20 protein-coding genes and 1 pseudogene are annotated in these 17149 nt (G+C 54.7%); 15 read left to right on the forward strand and 6 right to left on the reverse strand.

Annotated features, from left to right (window positions below; translation table 11 throughout):
- Window positions 1-214: 214 nt before the first annotated feature.
- Both AC1DCP_RS09310 and AC1DCP_RS09315 read right to left on the reverse strand, forming a co-directional pair.
- Window positions 215-505 carry a hypothetical protein gene (locus AC1DCP_RS09310; protein WP_476774222.1) on the reverse strand — a complete coding sequence of 97 codons (291 nt, stop codon included), beginning with the start codon at window positions 503-505 and terminating at the stop codon, window positions 215-217.
- A 37-nt stretch (window positions 506-542) separates the two neighbouring features.
- Window positions 543-1607, reverse strand: coding sequence for a porin (locus AC1DCP_RS09315; protein WP_065688162.1), 1065 nt, complete (start codon window positions 1605-1607; stop codon window positions 543-545).
- An 892-nt stretch (window positions 1608-2499) separates the two neighbouring features.
- On the opposite strand from AC1DCP_RS09315, the gene AC1DCP_RS09320 reads away from it, so the two are divergent.
- The 5 genes from AC1DCP_RS09320 to AC1DCP_RS09340 all read left to right on the forward strand — a co-directional run bounded on the left by AC1DCP_RS09320 (window position 2500) and on the right by AC1DCP_RS09340 (window position 5835).
- A complete protein-coding gene (locus AC1DCP_RS09320; protein ID WP_476764089.1) occupies window positions 2500-3672 on the forward strand; it encodes a tyrosine-type recombinase/integrase in 1173 nt (390 codons plus the stop codon).
- A gap of 214 nt (window positions 3673-3886) precedes the next feature.
- On the forward strand, window positions 3887-4099 hold the full coding sequence (locus tag AC1DCP_RS09325; RefSeq protein ID WP_476764090.1) for a helix-turn-helix transcriptional regulator: 213 nt from the start codon (window positions 3887-3889) through the stop codon (window positions 4097-4099).
- An 82-nt stretch (window positions 4100-4181) separates the two neighbouring features.
- On the forward strand, window positions 4182-4505 hold the full coding sequence (locus tag AC1DCP_RS09330) for a hypothetical protein (protein ID WP_476774223.1): 324 nt from the start codon (window positions 4182-4184) through the stop codon (window positions 4503-4505).
- Window positions 4505-5428 carry a hypothetical protein gene (locus AC1DCP_RS09335; RefSeq protein ID WP_476774224.1) on the forward strand — a complete coding sequence of 308 codons (924 nt, stop codon included), beginning with the start codon at window positions 4505-4507 and terminating at the stop codon, window positions 5426-5428. The genes AC1DCP_RS09330 and AC1DCP_RS09335 overlap by 1 nt, the downstream gene beginning before the upstream one ends.
- Window positions 5425-5835 carry a hypothetical protein gene (locus AC1DCP_RS09340; protein WP_476774225.1) on the forward strand — a complete coding sequence of 137 codons (411 nt, stop codon included), beginning with the start codon at window positions 5425-5427 and terminating at the stop codon, window positions 5833-5835. Before AC1DCP_RS09335 ends, AC1DCP_RS09340 begins: the two co-directional genes overlap by 4 nt.
- A gap of 136 nt (window positions 5836-5971) precedes the next feature.
- On the opposite strand, the gene AC1DCP_RS09345 is transcribed toward AC1DCP_RS09340, so the two are convergent.
- A complete protein-coding gene (locus AC1DCP_RS09345; RefSeq protein ID WP_234904869.1) occupies window positions 5972-6433 on the reverse strand; it encodes a hypothetical protein in 462 nt (153 codons plus the stop codon).
- Window positions 6434-6616: 183 nt separating this feature from the next.
- A complete protein-coding gene (locus AC1DCP_RS09350; protein ID WP_173614645.1) occupies window positions 6617-6895 on the reverse strand; it encodes a DUF3892 domain-containing protein in 279 nt (92 codons plus the stop codon).
- Between the two features lie 286 nt (window positions 6896-7181).
- Here AC1DCP_RS09350 and AC1DCP_RS09355 point away from each other — a divergent pair, with 286 nt between their 5' ends.
- The 4 genes from AC1DCP_RS09355 (at window position 7182) to AC1DCP_RS09370 (ending at window position 10148) form a co-directional block, all read left to right on the forward strand.
- On the forward strand, window positions 7182-7964 hold the full coding sequence (locus AC1DCP_RS09355; protein ID WP_476774226.1) for a hypothetical protein: 783 nt from the start codon (window positions 7182-7184) through the stop codon (window positions 7962-7964).
- A gap of 282 nt (window positions 7965-8246) precedes the next feature.
- Window positions 8247-8762, forward strand: coding sequence for a hypothetical protein (locus tag AC1DCP_RS09360; RefSeq protein WP_476774227.1), 516 nt, complete (start codon window positions 8247-8249; stop codon window positions 8760-8762).
- On the forward strand, window positions 8762-9067 hold the full coding sequence (locus tag AC1DCP_RS09365) for a hypothetical protein (RefSeq protein ID WP_476774228.1): 306 nt from the start codon (window positions 8762-8764) through the stop codon (window positions 9065-9067). Before AC1DCP_RS09360 ends, AC1DCP_RS09365 begins: the two co-directional genes overlap by 1 nt.
- On the forward strand, window positions 9060-10148 hold the full coding sequence (locus tag AC1DCP_RS09370; RefSeq protein ID WP_476774229.1) for a phage major capsid protein: 1089 nt from the start codon (window positions 9060-9062) through the stop codon (window positions 10146-10148). The genes AC1DCP_RS09365 and AC1DCP_RS09370 overlap by 8 nt, the downstream gene beginning before the upstream one ends.
- Before the next feature lie 81 nt (window positions 10149-10229).
- Here AC1DCP_RS09370 and AC1DCP_RS09375 read toward each other — a convergent pair whose 3' ends face one another.
- Window positions 10230-10559: a hypothetical protein gene (locus tag AC1DCP_RS09375; protein WP_476774230.1), complete on the reverse strand. Its 330-nt coding sequence runs from the start codon at window positions 10557-10559 to the stop codon at window positions 10230-10232.
- A gap of 1112 nt (window positions 10560-11671) precedes the next feature.
- A pseudogene (locus tag AC1DCP_RS09380) lies at window positions 11672-11908 on the reverse strand (hypothetical protein); the annotation flags it as partial.
- Between the two features lie 97 nt (window positions 11909-12005).
- Here AC1DCP_RS09380 and AC1DCP_RS09385 point away from each other — a divergent pair.
- From AC1DCP_RS09385 to AC1DCP_RS09410, 6 genes are all read left to right on the forward strand, one after another.
- Complete coding sequence (locus AC1DCP_RS09385; RefSeq protein ID WP_476774231.1) at window positions 12006-12383, forward strand: gene transfer agent family protein; 378 nt, start codon at window positions 12006-12008, stop codon at window positions 12381-12383.
- Window positions 12376-12831 (forward strand): HK97-gp10 family putative phage morphogenesis protein, encoded by a 456-nt coding sequence (locus tag AC1DCP_RS09390; protein ID WP_112501984.1) that lies wholly within the window; start codon window positions 12376-12378, stop codon window positions 12829-12831. Before AC1DCP_RS09385 ends, AC1DCP_RS09390 begins: the two co-directional genes overlap by 8 nt.
- Window positions 12828-15104, forward strand: a complete 2277-nt coding sequence (locus AC1DCP_RS09395) for a tape measure protein (RefSeq protein ID WP_476774232.1) — start codon at window positions 12828-12830, stop codon at window positions 15102-15104. The genes AC1DCP_RS09390 and AC1DCP_RS09395 overlap by 4 nt, the downstream gene beginning before the upstream one ends.
- Window positions 15101-15391, forward strand: a complete 291-nt coding sequence (locus AC1DCP_RS09400) for a hypothetical protein (protein WP_262514315.1) — start codon at window positions 15101-15103, stop codon at window positions 15389-15391. The genes AC1DCP_RS09395 and AC1DCP_RS09400 overlap by 4 nt, the downstream gene beginning before the upstream one ends.
- 294 nt (window positions 15392-15685) lie before the next feature.
- Window positions 15686-16204: a hypothetical protein gene (locus AC1DCP_RS09405; protein ID WP_262514314.1), complete on the forward strand. Its 519-nt coding sequence runs from the start codon at window positions 15686-15688 to the stop codon at window positions 16202-16204.
- A 3-nt stretch (window positions 16205-16207) separates the two neighbouring features.
- Window positions 16208-17035: a hypothetical protein gene (locus AC1DCP_RS09410; RefSeq protein ID WP_476774233.1), complete on the forward strand. Its 828-nt coding sequence runs from the start codon at window positions 16208-16210 to the stop codon at window positions 17033-17035.
- Window positions 17036-17149: the final 114 nt, after the last annotated feature.

Raw genomic sequence — 17149 nt, forward strand, 5'->3', positions numbered from 1 at the left:
ACAACTAAATGCGTGCCGCTTATGGAGATGATTAGAGCCAAAACCGGCCGGGGAGGCAATCCCAATGATGACAAAAGGAAGACAGTAAGGGGACCTTAGTTTTGCATTGTTGCGAAATAGCTACAATTCTAACCGACGGGCAGCACTTCCTAACAAAACGTTAATAATTCATGCTTTTCAGCGACTTAAGCGAAATGCCGATAAATGAGATAAGTCATTCCTCATCCCACCGCCAGAATTCTGACATCGCTGCGCCATGGGAAATCGTCTGAAACGCGGTGCCATTGGTGGAAAATCGGGCTGTCGGCAGCAACGCTTCCATCCGCAGCAGGAGAGAATCAGTTCCCAGTTCGACAGGCCCAAAACAGTTGAGTGGCAGACGAATCGGCAACGATACAAACCGACTTAAGCCGTAACGGAAAGTCGCCGGGATATCGAAACGCCGGCCAATCGACGCTTTGCCTGCCCCTCGCCAATGTGCATCAAACGAAAAAGCCCGGCTCAAGAGCCGGGCTTTCCATCACTGACGATGTCAGATCAGATTAGAACGTGCGCTGAAGGCGAACGAAACCAACCCAGCTGTCGCCGCCGCCGTTTACACCTTCGGTGCCGTCTACGTCCTGGTAGTTAACCGAAACGAGCGTGGAGAGGCCCTGGGTGATTTTGTAGCCAACAGCTACACCAGCGCGCCATGCATCGCGATCGCCAACGAAATCGTTGTCAGCGCCGATGTCGATCTTGCTGAAGTACTGAGCGCCGGGGGTGATGGTCAGCTTGTCAGTTGCCTTGATTGCGTATTCAGCAGCAACAGTCCACTCGGACTCTTCGTAGTAGTTGTTTGCGCCAGAAGCCCAAATACCAGAGATACCGAAGGTGCCCGGACCGATGTCAGCCGTGACGATTGCACGGATTGCACCATTTTCCTGGTCGGTGTCGTAGCCGCCGAGCAGGTTAGCCTTAACGGCGCCGAAGTTAGCACCGATGATGCCGCTTACGCCAACGTTGTTCGCAGATTCGAACGAACCGCCCTTGGTCAGAGCTGCAGAGATGTTGGAACCGCCGCGAGCAGCTTCCAGCTCTTCAACTGCAACGCCTACGTAGAACGAGCCAGCGTCGTAGGTGTAACGGATAGCGTTCAGACGCGTAGCGTTCGAAGAAAGGGTATCGACTTCGCCGGAGAGACCATCATCCCACCAGTTGTAGTAGTAACCGACCTTCAGGCCGCCGAGTTCGATGAAAGCCTGGTCAACAACAACGCCACGTGCGGAGTCGTTGTTAGCCTGGCCACGAAGACCGATGTAACCACGCAGAGCGCCGAGTTCGGTGTCGGTGCGGGTGTCGATGTTGAACTGGGCGCGGGTGAACGAGTTCCAGTCAGACGAACCGGACAGGTTACGGCCGAAGTCGGTCTGGAAACGGATGTAACCATCGAACTTCAGGCAGGTTTCGGTGCCGGGGATGTAGAAGAAGCCGGTGCCGAAAGCGTCGCAAACGCGAACGTATTCCAGGGGCTCAGGCTCAGCAGCGACGATAGCGTCGGCAGCGTGAGCGCCGGATACTGCTGCGAGAGCCGCAGCGGAGCCGATGAGAAGGCTCTTGATGTTCATGATTGACCTCCAGTCAAAGTTTTTAAGTGGGTCTGGGTACTTTTGCCGAAGGACAGCATTCCCTGCCCCATTCCCGTGTTCTTAGAAGCCAAACGATCCACCGCCTCGCTTCTGGTCGTGAAAATACAAAAGGTTTCGCCGCTTGCAATCGCCAACATCCGATAAAGCGCATTTACGTACATGCTTCATTTCGGTTTGTTGCGGAAACAGCACACAGTGGGCACACGGCCCATAGGTGGCTTTACCATGCGTTAAGAAATGACTTGAAAATCCGTTAGTTAGCGCGGTTAACAAGGTCTTTCTAAACTATAGGCCTTTTCGGAGATCCCTTGCCCCGCAGGGGAAGGGCGACGGAAACTTTTGCCCCGCTCCGGCGCCACACTTAGTATGGCTCCCCGGTGCGCACATAGAAACAACAGTAAAACCCGAGCGGTTCGCCACCGATTCCCCATCAACGATTCGGCTCGCAGGCTCCGGCACCTCAATTGTTTGGCCGATTGCGTCCGCAAGCGTTATGGGACGAGTCGCGAAAACGGCGCGGGATACGAGTGTGTGTCACTTGGGTGCAGAGTGCTTTATAACTGCCTGCAAGAAACGAGGGGCAGAATCGAGTCGGCCCATTAGCTCTCTCCACTATCCTGCGGTTTATCGCAGGGGCCGGAGTTTCGCGAAACGCGCTGGAGAACGAACTGGCATGCGGAAACGCATGCTTTGGGTGTCTGCTTGGAAGAAGTAGCTTTTTAGGGAGATTTATAATTTCAGGCTTCGTGCCGAAATGGCGGAGAGGATGTCCGCCGCGCTTCGTAAGCTATTGAAATTATTGATACGATTTCGTTGACAATGGCCGTATTTGCCATAATTTCATGCATAAAGTTATGACAACGGGCGAAGCATGGCGCGCAATAAGCTTTCAGAGACCAAGATAAAGACGCTCACAAAGCCGGGCATTTACGGCGACGGCGACGGCCTTTTCCTTCGCGTGCGCGCCGGAGGCAGCCGCCAATGGGTCTTTATATACAAACGCGCAGGCAAGCGCGTCGAGATAGGGCTTGGCGGGTATGGTCAGGGCACCGCACCGGTGCCGCTGGCCTTGGCTCGCGAAAAGGCGGATGAGGTTCGCGCACGGCTGGCGCGCGGCGAGAATCTGTCTACGCGCAAGACATTCGCCGACGTCATGGAAGACGTCATTGCGGTAAAGGAAGCCAGCTTCAAAAATGAGAAGCATAAGGCGCAGTGGCGCATGACGCTCGATGAGTACGCAAAGCCGCTTCACAAGAAGGCGGTCGGCGACATCACCCGCGACGACGTGGTTGAAGCCCTGAAACCTATCTGGACTACCATTCCTGAGACCGCAGATCGAACCAGAATGCGAATCGCGGCGGTAATGGATCACGCGCGGGCACGCGGGCTATTCACCGGTGATAACCCGGCCAGTTGGCGCGGTGGCCTGAAAGAGCTCCTGCCCGCACGCAGCAAACTGACGCGCGGCCACCATGCAGCGGCGGCATACAAAGACATGCCTGCAATCATGGCGAAGCTGAGGGCCAGCGGCGCCGTTTCTGCTCGAGCCGTTGAATTTACCGCCCTCACCGCTTCACGTTCTGGCGAAGTCCGCGGCGCCGTCTGGTCTGAGATTGATTTCGCCGAGGCAGTCTGGATTGTGCCGGCCGAGCGTATGAAGGCTGGCCGCGAGCACCGCGTTCCCCTCACCGGCCGAATGCTGGCTATCCTTGAGGCGCGTAAGCAGGTGGCAACCGGTGACTTGGTATTTGAAGGCGGCAAGGAAGGCACAGCGATTTCAGACACGGCCATGGTGAAAAGTCTGCGGGCCGCGTCAGAGGACAAGTCCATTACGCTGCACGGTCTGCGCTCATCCTTCCGCGACTGGGCAGGCGATACCACCGGCCACCCCCGCGAGGTTGCGGAAGCTGCCCTTGCCCACGCCGTGGGTGATGTCGTTGAGCAAGCATATCGCCGGAGTGACGCGCTTGCGAAGCGGCGCGCCATGATGGAGGACTGGACCGAATACTGCGAAAGCAAGGTTTCAACAGTTTCCAAATCTTGACAAATTTGTAAAATCGGTCTATTAAATGAGCGTCGCAATTGTGGTGGTTGCGGCAATCGGCGGGGTGGTGCCCGCCAAAAAGCAGCGCCGGGAAAACCGGCTCATTGGCGCCCAGCGCCCCTAGCCTTCACCGGTATCAGCCGACAACAGAACCTTCTCAAAAATCTTCGTTCCATTTCACGCCATGACTCTGTCTTGGCTTCGAGGAGACACCATGACCATTCCAGCGAATGACAACAAGCCGCGTCTGATGACGCCGAAAGAAGCGGCCGCCGCAACAACCATGTCGCGCGTGCTGCTTGCCCGCATGTCTAAAGAAAACCGATTCCCCCAGCCCGTGCAGATAGGCTTGAAGCGTATCGCTTACGTCCGGTCCGAAGTTGAGGACTGGATTGAAGGTGCGATTGGTGCGCGGGTGACCGCCTAAGCACGTTCACAATCACCAACAACCTGCCGACGCCTGCCGGCAGGCGCGCATTCGTGCGCCTTCTCTCCACGAAAGGATCGAGATGTCAGAAGAACTGACCGAGGAAACGTACCGCCTCTATACCGACTACATGATGGCTGGCAATCGCCAGATCCGCGGCCGCCACGGCTTTCGAATTCCCGCCCTCGTTCTCGATCAATGGCACAAGCAGGGTTTCGCAGTACTGCGCACAAACACGCTTGCGCGGTACTACGGCGTTGGGCGAAAGACGATGTGGAAGACCATTCAGAGCGCCGTCAAAGCTGGGTTTATCAAGGAAGTTGGTCGCACCGAAGACGGCAAGGCGATGTACGTTCCTTGCCTTGAGCGGGGAGAAGAATACCGTGCTGCGCGCGAGGTGCGTTGATGACAAATGAACCCGCAATACGCATAGGTTCGCTAAACCAGTTTCAGATCGCCTTGTACGCCTCGAAGGACAAGCGCTTATCAGCCTGCGATTTGGCGTGCCTTTTCGAAATTGTCGACCGTTTCCTAAAAGATGATGGCGTTACGCGCCCTACTGGCAAGACGCACCTTGAGCGAGAAACGGGACGCTCCAACGGTTCGGTCAAGGAGAGCCTGCGTCGCCTAGTCGAATGGCAGTACATTTCGGTTGCCAAAATTGGATCGGGGACGCGCGGTACAGAGTACCTGCCTAACTTTGAATGGGCCCACCGTGTCGCGTCAGCGATCAAGGCCGAAGTAAAAGACCGTGCTGAAGCAAAAAAGAAACGTCGCCGTAGTGGGGCGGAAAACCGCCCTACTAGCGCCCCAAATCTAGTGGGGCGGAATTCTGCCCCACTGCGGGAACTAGTGGGGCAGCCGACCGCCCCACTAGATGGTTTAGTCGGGCAGGATTCCGCCCCCCAAACCTACGTCACCCCTACGGGGGGTGACTACGTAGGTAATAAATCAGCGCCGGAACCGGGCGCCTCTGCCTTGCGGCAGGCGCCGGTCCGGGCTGATTTTGATATTGCGGAATTCACTATCGATTACGTGTCAGTCGACAAGTCAGAAGATGACGGTTCTGATTTCATCTATATCTCAATGGTCACTGACGATGGCGAGTTTGAACAGGACGACTGCATATTCACGCAGAGCGACGATCAGAAAAAGCAGGAGGAAGGCCAGCAGCAACTGGCTTCATTGATGCGGGCGATCGGAATGGATGAAATCAAAGACGCTGATGAGCTTCTAGGGCGAAAACTGACGGCTCGGATCTGCCCAGCGCCCGGTTGCGAAGCTTTGCAGTATCTGCCCGCAGATGATGGTGAGAGGAATGCCGCATGACCATCGCCGACGACCTTCACGCGCTGGCAGACCTGATGGCGCGTCTCGCGTCGAGCCTAGCTGTCAGTTTTGATCATCTCCAATATCGGCTCTCCGCCAGCGTTCACATGATCCAAGCTTTCCCATATGCGCCAATTATCTACAGGAGCGCTTCCCGCATCGAAATCCACCTCCACATTATCGCTCAAGCGGAAGTGGACAAACTGGTACCGGCCCGTATGTTCAGGAGCTCGAAAGCTCATGACGGGCCCATCTTTGGTCACATAAAATGTAGCAGACTGTTGTCCATAACGACCTCGCCAAGCCGTCTCCGGCCCATGGATCTCATCGACTACCCATTCCACGCCGTAAGACAGAACGTGATCCTGCAGGTCTCCCGCGTACCAAGTCATTGGATTGGTAAATGATTCAGATTTTAGAACGCCGATAAGAGACCGACCACGATCTAGGTGCTTCATGAAAACAGCAATCGATGCTGACGCGCCAAAACTTATGCGTACGAGTTCGCCACTCACCAGGTCTGCAGTTTGCTTCACTGATAGGTTACTTGTCCGGTGCACTGTCACTTTTCCTTTTTACGAAGTCCTTGATGTTAACGAACGTGTGGGGGGCATGAACAGCTTTTTCCAATTCAATCTTTAGATCATCATCGTTCTGTATGATTAGTAGGAGGTCGCGTAACAAGGACTCAGCAAGAACACCGGTTCGGCCGGACAGCTGCCCATCAAGGAAAATCGCGCACGCAAGCTCTAGATCGTTAAAGAGTTCCCTGACCTGCTCACCCCAAGCTTCAGTGTCACCGCCTGAGCCAGCGTTATGAACCCGGTCAATGCGATCCATTATGCCGATGCGCATAGCACCGACTGCCCCCGCAGACACAGCTAGCTTGTCGTTCCTCATTTGCCGGACAACAAACCATATACTCGCCAAAGCGAGCGGCAGACCGAAAATTGTGATTAGGTTGGCTATTAATTGTGCCCACCATTCGAAATCTATCAGAGACAATGCGTCACCCTACTTTGGCTTCGGTTTCCCGAGCTTATTTGGTATGTGCGTCGTCGTGAAAGACTTCTGAACCTTAATATTTTTACTGCCGTCGTTGAGCGTTTTGCCATCAGCGGTACGCCTGGACCCAGTCGACTTAACTACCTTTTTTTCTGTCATCTCTATCTTTCAAACGTGGCTTGCTCAGCATTCGGAAAGAGACAGCAGGTTGTCATTCCATTGTCCGTCCGCATAAGTCCTTACATACTTCCCGTTTGGACCGTTAACGACACCAATGTTGCCGCGGTTTCCGTTTACATACGTGTAGAACGTATTTGTCTTTGCTTCGATTGAAGCAATGACGTCAGCCCTCGTCCACTTCCAACCACCACCATCAGCGTTCGGATTGCCGAGATGAGTAATACCCTCGTGGCTGCTGTTCCGATCTTTTTTATTGATACATGTAACAAGCACATCTGCCATGTCGAATCTCCCTTATACCAAGTGAATTATCTTCTTAAGATTTTTGCAAAGCAACGAAAATTCAGATCTCGAGGTATTTACTCACAGATAATAATATAACTTATTATATAATTCGTTATGATGTATAATTTTACTGGATATATTTCAATTTATACACCTGCGGTAGACATCAAAAAAAATTTCAAAATCGACTACCCGTTTTCGGACCGTTCTCGGAAAGTATATGCATCCGGCGCCTCGTCGGTATGCAGCCCTAAACACCCCTCTTTCATAAGGTGACGGCCTAATGGAAACAGAAATCCCGGTCTTCGACCGGCGCGACACGCCGACTGCAATTGACCTAGATGCTGGCGAATGGTCGCCAAGACGCGTGCGCATGAAAGCACCAGGCATCAAGGTGAGGCTGCCAGGTGATCCGCCTCCGCGTGTCACAGCAAGCAGCGCGAAAGATGAGATTGACCAGTGGCTGGCTAATGGACGCGCCTGGTATTCCTCACAATGGTACGGCGGCCAAGCGGCCAACGACAACGCGGATTGGCCGTTGCAAAAACTTCTGCGCACGGAAGGCAAGGACTACTTCCTGTCGCTTGCGGGTCGGTACCGAGACCTGCACGACACCGCGTCGCGGCCGACGCAGTTGATCGGCAAGGAATGCGAAAACCTCTTCTTCGTCGAAAACCAAGACGCAGAAGGCCGTTCGAAAGGCGCCAAGGTCGTAACAGGCAAAAAAGCGAACGCCGACACCGCGCCAACCAGGAAGACGTCTGCCATGAAAACCACCCGCAAGCTTGCGGCACCGGTGCCTAAGAAGTGGAACGGCGACTGGCCAATCCTGGCGGCGATCGATGCAAAGCGAGAACTAGCGATCCTTCGCGCCAAGCTGGCTTATGTCCCGGCCATCCTTGAAGCTTTCGAGTGGTCGGTCGTCGACGGCATGACGCTCGACGAAATCGGCAAGCGGCTCGGCGCAGGGAGCAAAGGAGCCAAAGGTGAGGCGCGCGCCAGGATATTCGACGGCCTCGGGATTGTGGATCGCCATTGGCGTGCTCAAGACAGGCTCGCCGCATAGGGGTACCCCATTTCCCCGCGCCACAGGTTATAAGAGAGAGAGGCTCGCAGCGATGCGGGCCTTTATCATTTCCGGCAGCCGTCACTGCCGTGATGGTGGGTTGCCGCGCGCGGTAGCTCACCCCAGTTTCCAATCACGGTGCGCACGGATGTACTGCCACCTTGAAATCCCTCGAGTGGTATCGCGGTGATCCGGCCAACGCACCCCGCCCCGGCGGGTGTGCGAGCTTGGCCTGATTTTTTGCTCGAGTAATCCCAATTCTCAAGAAATAGGAGGTGCACTATGCGCCTGTACGAATGCGTGCACCTTTTCGCGCGCCGGCTCGGCATGAAAGTCGGCAGGGTCCAGGCTATCGCCGGAAAGCTGCAAGACGACTGCAAGCTTCAAAAGACCGAAGGAAGCCGCCGTTTTCCAATTGATATTTCAGAGCCCGAGGTCGTCACGCTTCTGTTGGCGCTTCTCGGGGAATCGGGAATCGGAACAGGCCCGCTGGCATCAAAGACCTTCGGCGCCCTGACCACCACAGACGGCCAGCGCTTCGATACGCTCCTAAGCGAACTCCTCTTCGGGCCACCACGGCAGGTGCGCCACCTCATGGTTCGCCAGTCACCCGCTGGCGTATCCGTCACGGTCGATAACCAGCACTTGCTTTTCGGCGACCCGCCATCCCGCGATAGCGCCTCGCCAGCTCGCATAGTTCCGGGTGAAGCACTCGCGGCCATAGCTGCTGAACTCCAAGGTCAGTCACCAGCTCAGGCCGACGCGCTGGCCGCAATCATCAACATTGGAAAGAACTGATGTCCATCAAAGACCTCATCATGGCAGCCGCAGACGTGGCCAGCCGGCAATCACCTGCATCCGACGTGGTGGCCCTTGTGAAACATGGTGCCGCTGCCCGCGCCCATGTTTGGGAGCGGCACTACGCCAGCACCCCCGAACGAGAGCGACTAGCCGAAAAGCTGGCCGCAAGCACCACAGAATTCCGCGCCGCCGTCGCAGCAACGGAAAAGGCGTTGGCCGAAGAATTGGCCGACGACAACGCCCGACGCGATCGAGTTCGCGCAGAAAACCCCCTCAATTTTCAAGGACTAAAATATGACTGATCTGGCAACACTTATCCGTGAAGTTGGCGACAAATTTGACGCCTCGGCAGCCGACCTGTCTGAGCGAATTTCTGGGCTCGAAAAACGAGCCGCCCGCGAAAAAGACAACGACAACTACGATGCTACCAACTCCCTTGCGGCTTCATTGGTGAACAGCCCAGCCTTCAAGGATCTGAATGAAGGCCGCGTGCGTGGCAGTGCGTCGGTAGAGATGGCGGCCATCACCTCAGGCAACACCACGGTCGGCACAGGCCGTTCTGCGGCAACTTCGCTTGTACCTGCTGACCGCCGCCCTGGCATCATCGCCAAGCCTGACCGTGTTCTGACCGTGCGCGATCTCATCGCCCCTGGCACCACTACGGCTGGTTCAATCGAATTCGTTCAGGAAACCGGCTACACGAACAACGCTGCGCCCGTGGCCGAGACAACCGCCAAGCCGTATTCGGATCTGACGTTCGACATGAAGACTGCGCCGGTTCGTACAATCGCGCACCTGTTCAAGATCAGCATCCAGATGCTCGCTGATGGCCCTGGCCTGATTTCCTACCTCGATCTGCGCGGCACAACCGGCCTCAAGATCAAGGAAGAAAACCAGCTCCTCTTTGGCTCTGGCACAGGTCAGAATATCGCTGGTCTGGTTCCACAGGCTACGGCGTTCGACAATGCGCTTCGTAAGACAGGCGACACGCGCATCGACACGCTGAGGCACGCCATCCTTCAGGTGCGGCGCGCCGAGTATCGCGCAACTGGCATTGTGCTCCACCCTGACGACCTTGAGGCTTTGGAGCTGACCAAGGACGCAGGCGGAAACTACATCATCGGCAATCCAATTGACGGCGGCCTTGACCGCGTCTGGCGCCTGCCGATTGTCGACACCACCGCCATGCCCGCCGGCCAGTTCCTTGTCGGTGCTCTCGCTACTGCCGCGCAGGTCTTCGACCGACAGCAGGTTACTTTCGAAATCAGCACCGAAAACGCTGATGACTTCGAGAAGAACATGGCGACTGCGCGCGTTGAAGAACGTCTGGCCTTGGCGGTCTACCGTCCTGAGAGCCTGATCACAGGTACGTTCGCAGCCTAACGCCATCCAGATAGTGGGGTGTGATTCCGCCCCGCTATCAAAGGCCAGCCGTATTAGCCCCCTGCGGCTGGCCACCCCTTTTTATCGGAACGGTTTGGACGTGAGGGCCGACGGCTTGATTGCCAACAACTCACCCCATGCGCTGTCCCAAAGCTTGTCGTCCGCAATTTCAACGTAAACCTGTTTGAAGAAAGGCATCTTTTCTTTGAGACGCTGAGCGTTAGCCAAAGCTACAGGAACGGGTACAGGGTTGCCTAAAGCGGCCATTGCAACGCGGCCGGTACTTGCCTGCTCTACAGTGGGATGGTCTGCTTCACCAACAAGCTTTCCGTCCATATTCCAAATTCGCACCACGATCGCATCGTCTATTTCATCGGCATCTGCGACCCGTTGATAGCTGTTCTGATTCAAAGTCTCTCCTCCACTTGAAGCTGCGTGACGACAATGACTTAACCTTCGCGAAGCTGCAATTTTTTGCAAGGTCGGTTGATCCACCGGGGGTCGTCGCAAAGTCGACGATCGACCCACCGCAGGACCGGCGCGGGAATGCACTTTTAACGCAAACACAGTTTTTTGCCTCGCGCGTGCGCAAACGCGCGCGCGAGAAATCATTACGTTTTTTCCACCGATTTTTTGTAAAGCCAGCGCAAAAATGGGTCTATCCAAGATAGTTCTGAACCGGCAAGTCCCGCCAGCAACCTAAGACTCTCCTTGTTGGCAAAGAAGAAATTGGTGCCGTTATTAATCAGCGTAGTGACACCTTGGCTTGCATCCATGCCGATCGTTGAGTTTTCAAAACCCTTGCTGATGACGATCGTGGAGGTGACAGTAGTCACAGGTATTATTAGTTTAGCTAAAGTCGCCAACAAATTACTGTTTGTCGTTCGCGCCAAGTCGTTTGTTCTTGACCGATGGTCACTTTCGTTCATGTCCGCAATAATCTGGATGACCTGTTCCATATCGTCAGGGAAAACAATCCGCTGCGAACTTTTGGCATCGCGCCAAAGGGATATCGCGGTTTCGCGATATCTCTCATCATCGATTTCTGTGGCTGCGTATGCCCGGTTCTTATTCAAGAGCTCCCGACCAAGTGCCGTAGAAAGGATAAGCGGACCGTGTATCGCTATTACCGATTCTATAGCTTCAGCGAGATCGTGAGACAAAGAAGGGAAGTCGCCAGTGTCTATCTGCTTACGAAGGCCCCGAGCGGAATTCTCCAGACGAATTCCATAAGCGTATAGCGATCCGATTTCGATATCGCCTTCGTCGTTCTGCAGCGATCTACGATAACGTTTTGCGATCCTATCCACCTGGCCGTATGCGTTCGACCCGTTCGTTAACAGGATCAAATCATCAGTAGCCTCAACAAGCACCTTATGTAGATCCCCAATCTCCCCCAGATCTTCACCGCTCGCCCTACCGGACGGCTGAACTGTGACGAGACCCAGTTGAGGATTTAGACCAAACGACAATCCCGGTTGCTGTCGGGGTATGTGTGGAGGCACAATTTCTGGCGACGGATGGGGTAAGCTTTCTGCTTCAACCAAATTTCCTGGATAGGTTTCTTCCGCAGAAGCAATGGCCGCGTCTAGCTTCGCCAACTGACGGCGAAGCAGTTCTTCGGGCGGGCGTGGCTTCATGTTCTCAAGCTGCCTAATGACGGCACTTCGAGCCTTGTCGTACACCTTCGCCCGATTTTCGGGAGAGTTGTTTATCAAGCCATCCACGGCCTTGCGAATGACTGCTTCAAAATCCGCCATAAACCCACGGCCCCCACCCCACAGCACACTGTAGTTGCATGACGCTCATTAATTCAAGCGTCACGACATATCGTCAACAGCCAAAAAGGATACTGAAATGACCACAGCACAACCCTTTGCAATCGTCGAAGAAGACTTTGCTGACGGCACCTACAAATTCGCACTAACCTGGGATTTGGTCAGTGAATGGGAAAAAACAACAGATCGCTCTATGTACGCGACGTTGCTTCACACTGCCCGCACCGGCATCGTAAACCTCATTGACGCACGCGAAATTATGCGCCTCAGCCTCATCGGCGGTGGCCTAGCACCGACAGACGCGCTGCGCCTGGTTAGGACCTATGTGGAGAACAGGCCTGCCGCTGAGAGTTTCCCGCTGGTGGTTCGGGTGATGGATGCTGTTTTCCACGGCAAGGGTGTGCCCGATCTGGAGGAAGAAAAGGCCGTCGAAAGAGACGGCGCCATCGATGGCTAAAGTCCAAGGCTGGGACCGTCTAAAGCGCCGGCTTGAGAAGATACCCAAAGCGGTGCGCGAGCAAACCCAGCCAGCCATAACGTCTGCTGCCCAAGATGTGGCGGACGTTATGAAGGCTCTGGCACCCGTCGACGACGGCGATCTCAAGGACAGCATTGTAGTCACCGCAGGCGGGCAAAGAACCCCGCCCCACAGTCAACCAGGTGGAGCAAGCACCGTTCCCGAGAATGCCGCAATGATCACGGCCGGCAATAGCAAGGTGAGGTACGCCCACCTCGTTGAATTTGGGACACGCGCTCACATCAACGGCGGTCAGTTTGCTGGATCCAAAAACCCCGGCAGCAGGGCGCAACCATACTTCTTCTCGGGGTTCCGGCTGATGCAAAAAAAGGCCGCCGCAAAAATCAAACGCGCGATGTCCAAAGCCGTCAGGAGCAAGAAAAAATGAGTGTAGAGTACGAACGGCTTGCCGTGTTGCTTGAAGCGCGGGTTGGCGACTTCGAAAAGAAGATCGCCAATGCCACGCGTAATGCCGAACGCAATTTCAAGCGTGTCGAAACCACTTCCGCCAGAATGCAGGCCCGGCTGAATTCGACTTATTCGGGGATCGCTGCTAGTGCGGCGAAAGCCTTTGCCCTTATCGGCGGTGCCCAGGGCTTTCGCCAGCTATCTGATAGCGGAACGCGCATCACCAACTCCTTGAAGGTCGCTGGCCTCGCCGGCGAAGAACTTGAAGGCGTGTATCAGAAGCTGTTTGCGGCTGCCCAGAAGAACGCGGCGCCGTTGGAAACTCTCGTTCAGCTCTATGGCCGCGTGTCACTGGTTCAAAAAGAGCTTGGCGTTTCATCTGACCAGATCATCAGCCTTTCCACCAACGTTGCCCTTGCGCTGCGCGCATCTGGCCAGTCGAGCCAAGAGGCGTCCGGCGCGCTCTTACAGTTGTCACAGGCTCTTGGCGCCGGCGTAGTTCGCGCTGAGGAATTTAATTCGATCCTTGAAGGCGCGCCTACCATCCTGCAGGCCGCCGCCGCCGGCATTAAGCAGGCCGAAGGATCGGTCGCGAAGCTCCGGGCGATCATGCTGGAAGGCAAGCTTTCCTCAAAGGCATTCTTCGACGGCATCAATGCCGGCGCACCGGTCCTTGAGCAGAAGGTTGCTGGCGCGGTACTAACGGTCGACCAGCGTCTCGAGAACCTTCGCACGGCGCTGACAAACTCCGTCCGCAGGTTCAACGAATCCACGCAGGCTGCGAACACGTTCGGCGGCGCGATCGACAACATGGCGAACTTCGTCAATAGCGTCGATATGGATGGTCTTGCGTCTGACATTCAGTACGTCATCGACAAGCTCAACACGGGTGCTGATGCTGCTCAGAACTTTGCGAGACGTTTTGGAGAGGCACTGGGCCTAAACAAAATCGGGCAAGGTGTCATCGGTGCACTAGACAGTGATGGCGACGGTAAGCTGTCTGCGTTCGGTGGTGCTCTGGGGGTTGAATCCACAATCAAGGGCAGCCAGAAGCTCGTCGACAACACCCAGAAGAGGCTCGACCTCGAAAAACAGATTGCGGAGATTAAGGCCAATCCGGCCAATGTTCTCGGCCAGGCAGAAATCAGGCAGCTTGAGGGGCAAATCAAAGCCTTGCAAGAGGCACAGACCAAAACCGCATCCAGCATCATTCAGGACACTCTGAACGACAAGCCGCTCAAGTACCCCACCAGTGCACCCACTATTATTGGCGGCAGCGGCGACACCAAAGCCGTCAACGGCAAGAAATTCACCCCGATCGACATCACGGACAAGCAGTACCAGGTCACTCCCGGCAAGGACGGCAAATCCAGTAGGACGCGGGCCGATGAGTATGCCCGTGAGGTTGAGCAGATCACAAAGCGTACTGCCGCGCTGCAAGCTGAGACGGCCGCACAGGCCGGCATGAATCCGCTCCTGAACGACTACGGGCATTCCATCGAGTTCGCCCGTACCAAGCAGGAATTGCTTACCGCGGCACAAGAAGCTGGCGTGAAGATCACGCCTGAACTTACGGCGAGCATAGAGGATCTTGCCGCAGGCTATGCAAACGCGGTCGTCGAGTCCGAGCGGCTTTCCGAAAAGCAAGACGAGATACGCCAGCGCGCCGAAGAGGCGATGGAAACCGTAAAGGACGTCACGCGGGGTATCATAGATGGCTTCATTGAAGGCGCCAGCGCGGCCGACATTCTGGCCGACAGCCTCAAGAAGATTGGTAACTCGCTGATCAATGACGTGCTGAACAACATCTTCAAAATCAACAACGCCGGTGGCAGCGGTGGAGGATTGTTCGACGTTTTCGGCGGCCTGTTCGGTGGCGGCGGCGGCAAGAGCTTCTTTCCGGCTGCGCCGCTGCCCATGTACGCTAAGGGCACAAGTTCGGCTCAGTCTGGCGTCGCATTGGTCGGTGAAAAAGGTCCAGAGCTCGTCCGGTTCAAAGGCGGTGAGCAGGTTATACCAAATCACAGACTTGCCGCTGCGCTTTCGGCTCCAAGCATTCCGGACATGAAGTCCATCACGGGTGTTGATGGAGGTAGTGCCGTTAATGTCAACTTTTCGCCGGTCTATAACGTACAGGGTAGTGGCCCTGAGATCGCACAGCTTCGCGCGCAGATCGCGAAGGACAAAGCAGAAATACCTGTTAGAGTTGAAGCAGCAGTTAGAGACGCGAGAAAAAGGAACGTGAAACTATGATCGAAGAATATAATAGGCGGCTTTTGACAGTTGAGGGTGAGATGTCTGCGCTCAGGAGCGCTACACATTTCATCGCATCGATCTTACGCGAAACGTTGCCAGAGCAAGGCGCGATACTCGATGAGTTTCTGGAAAAGGCGATCAGTTCCTACCGGAACGAGTTCCCGGCAGATGAGAGAACAACCGTTTATCTAGAGGCGGCGATCGAGGCAACGCGTGGGCTTAAAGGTGATACCGGCATGGCGCCGCCGTTCGCCGTGATCGATGGCGGGAAGAGCAAGGATTGAGGCTTTGGGCCAGCGGGGAGGCCGGCTTGAGGTTGACGCGAAAGAGAAACAAGAAGATTGCGCGTCGTGCGCTCGTCCTCCCCTAATGTACGGTCTGTTGCTGACAGGCCCAAGCTGCGAGCGGGGTTCTTATCGCCGTGATGTCGGGTCGTGTGTTAGAAACGTAAGAGAAAATCGCGCACGGCAGCATTGCAGGTCCGAGTACACTCTTAAAGCCACGAGACCTATGTAGGATTCTTTTACCACTTGTTCATTATTTGTTCTCATTATATGTGGTAATTAGAGGAGACAGCAATGTTCAGTGCTTTTATCAAGACCTTGCTGATACTTACTTCGCTAACACCGATATGCCTTGTCTACGCTTGGGTCGCCATAAATGAGGGCTACGCATGGGTGCCCTTCTGGCTCCTAATAGCATCCGCGTTCCTCGGAGTGGCGTGTTGGTTTGTACTAACCAAGCTGACCAATAACTTGGAAAAATTCGAGCTGAGATTCAGCTCTGTCGAGCCAGTCGACCAAGAGAACATTTCGTTTCTCCTACTTTATCTTTCTCCACTTTTCCTTGACAAAGTATCGTCCGTTAATCTGAATATCCTTGTGCCCACTCTCGGACTATATGCTTTTCTGCTTGCGACCAGCTACACTTACCATTTCAATCCACTTCTCAGCCTCATGGGTTGGCACTTCTTTAAAGTTGGAACTCCCGAGGGCGTAAGTTACGTCTTACTAACAAGAAAAAAGATCAAGAACGTTGACTCGATTAAGAACGTAGGTCAGCTTACAGGCTACATGTTGATCGACCTATCGGAGTGATTTTTGCCTGTGAATCTACTTGCCATATGCCGAGTAACCAACTCCCTCATAGTGAAACGTGTTAAGATTACTTCTAACGTTCAGTCCCTGATTGAGGGCATCTTTAGCACGCAGGAAGCCGAGTTCTGGGACGGCGTCGATGATGAGATACCATTCGATGGTGGATGGAAGCCGGACAAAAATGAACTACTAGTTGCGAGCCCCGATATCGGCACATCTGCCATGTTCAATGCCGCCTGCGGCAATGTGATGTCGCTGGAGGAAATCAACCCGACGAACTTTGCCGGCCAGGGTATCAAGGCATTAGGTGTTGTCGTCGGAGACGATGCCGACAAACGGTTACTACTTCAAAATTTTACTGCGAGACAGGTTCTCGACAGAAGTATCTCACTTATTTGGGACGGTGAGACATTTACCCGTCTGACCGCCCCTTCGTTCACATTAGGAACGTCGATAGCCGGGATTGTAAATAGTACCAGCATCAAGTTCAAAAGCTTTAGCAACATTAAGATGATTTTCGATTTGGCGAACCTCTATCAGGAAGCCTCTAATCAAAAAATCCAGCTATTCGCATCGCACTCTTCTGTAGCGATACACGACGTCATGGCGTTACAAACCGTGGCCGATCAGACAATTAGGAAGCTGGTGAATGCTGTTTCAGCAAAGAATGTACTTGGAACCTATTCCGTTGATGTCATCCTAGCTGCCGCAGTCGCCCAAGGCTTTGATCTTCAGGTTCACGACTCTAGAATCGTATTCCCGCAAGACAGAGCTTCCGTGAAGCGTCTAATGCATTGTAAGCGGCAAGCTGACCCCATCTGGCGTCAGTAGCGCGGGCTCAGCTATTGAGTAATGACTATTCACCAGCTGTGAGCTTCTATGTCTGCGCCTATCTCTGGAACTAGAAACTTTCATATGATCGAGGCCGTTCCGGAACGTTTTGAG

The organism is Agrobacterium sp. 10T429 (assembly GCF_056393925.1).

Bases quoted from the DNA above. Each gene is read 5' to 3' on its own strand.
- AC1DCP_RS09400 (WP_262514315.1), top strand. From the start codon at position 15,101: ATGATCGAAGAATATAATAGGCGGCTTTTGACAGTTGAGGGTGAGATG.
- AC1DCP_RS09335 (WP_476774224.1), top strand. From the start codon at position 4,505: ATGACAAATGAACCCGCAATACGCATAGGTTCGCTAAACCAGTTTCAG.
- AC1DCP_RS09325 (WP_476764090.1), top strand. From the start codon at position 3,887: ATGACCATTCCAGCGAATGACAACAAGCCGCGTCTGATGACGCCGAAA.
- AC1DCP_RS09390 (WP_112501984.1), top strand. From the start codon at position 12,376: ATGGCTAAAGTCCAAGGCTGGGACCGTCTAAAGCGCCGGCTTGAGAAG.
- AC1DCP_RS09385 (WP_476774231.1), top strand. From the start codon at position 12,006: ATGACCACAGCACAACCCTTTGCAATCGTCGAAGAAGACTTTGCTGAC.
- AC1DCP_RS09355 (WP_476774226.1), top strand. From the start codon at position 7,182: ATGGAAACAGAAATCCCGGTCTTCGACCGGCGCGACACGCCGACTGCA.
- AC1DCP_RS09370 (WP_476774229.1), top strand. From the start codon at position 9,060: ATGACTGATCTGGCAACACTTATCCGTGAAGTTGGCGACAAATTTGAC.
- AC1DCP_RS09315 (WP_065688162.1), bottom strand. From the start codon at position 1,607: ATGAACATCAAGAGCCTTCTCATCGGCTCCGCTGCGGCTCTCGCAGCA.
- AC1DCP_RS09360 (WP_476774227.1), top strand. From the start codon at position 8,247: ATGCGCCTGTACGAATGCGTGCACCTTTTCGCGCGCCGGCTCGGCATG.
- AC1DCP_RS09395 (WP_476774232.1), top strand. From the start codon at position 12,828: ATGAGTGTAGAGTACGAACGGCTTGCCGTGTTGCTTGAAGCGCGGGTT.
- AC1DCP_RS09340 (WP_476774225.1), top strand. From the start codon at position 5,425: ATGACCATCGCCGACGACCTTCACGCGCTGGCAGACCTGATGGCGCGT.
- AC1DCP_RS09330 (WP_476774223.1), top strand. From the start codon at position 4,182: ATGTCAGAAGAACTGACCGAGGAAACGTACCGCCTCTATACCGACTAC.
- AC1DCP_RS09350 (WP_173614645.1), bottom strand. From the start codon at position 6,895: ATGGCAGATGTGCTTGTTACATGTATCAATAAAAAAGATCGGAACAGC.
- AC1DCP_RS09320 (WP_476764089.1), top strand. From the start codon at position 2,500: ATGGCGCGCAATAAGCTTTCAGAGACCAAGATAAAGACGCTCACAAAG.
- AC1DCP_RS09405 (WP_262514314.1), top strand. From the start codon at position 15,686: ATGTTCAGTGCTTTTATCAAGACCTTGCTGATACTTACTTCGCTAACA.
- AC1DCP_RS09365 (WP_476774228.1), top strand. From the start codon at position 8,762: ATGTCCATCAAAGACCTCATCATGGCAGCCGCAGACGTGGCCAGCCGG.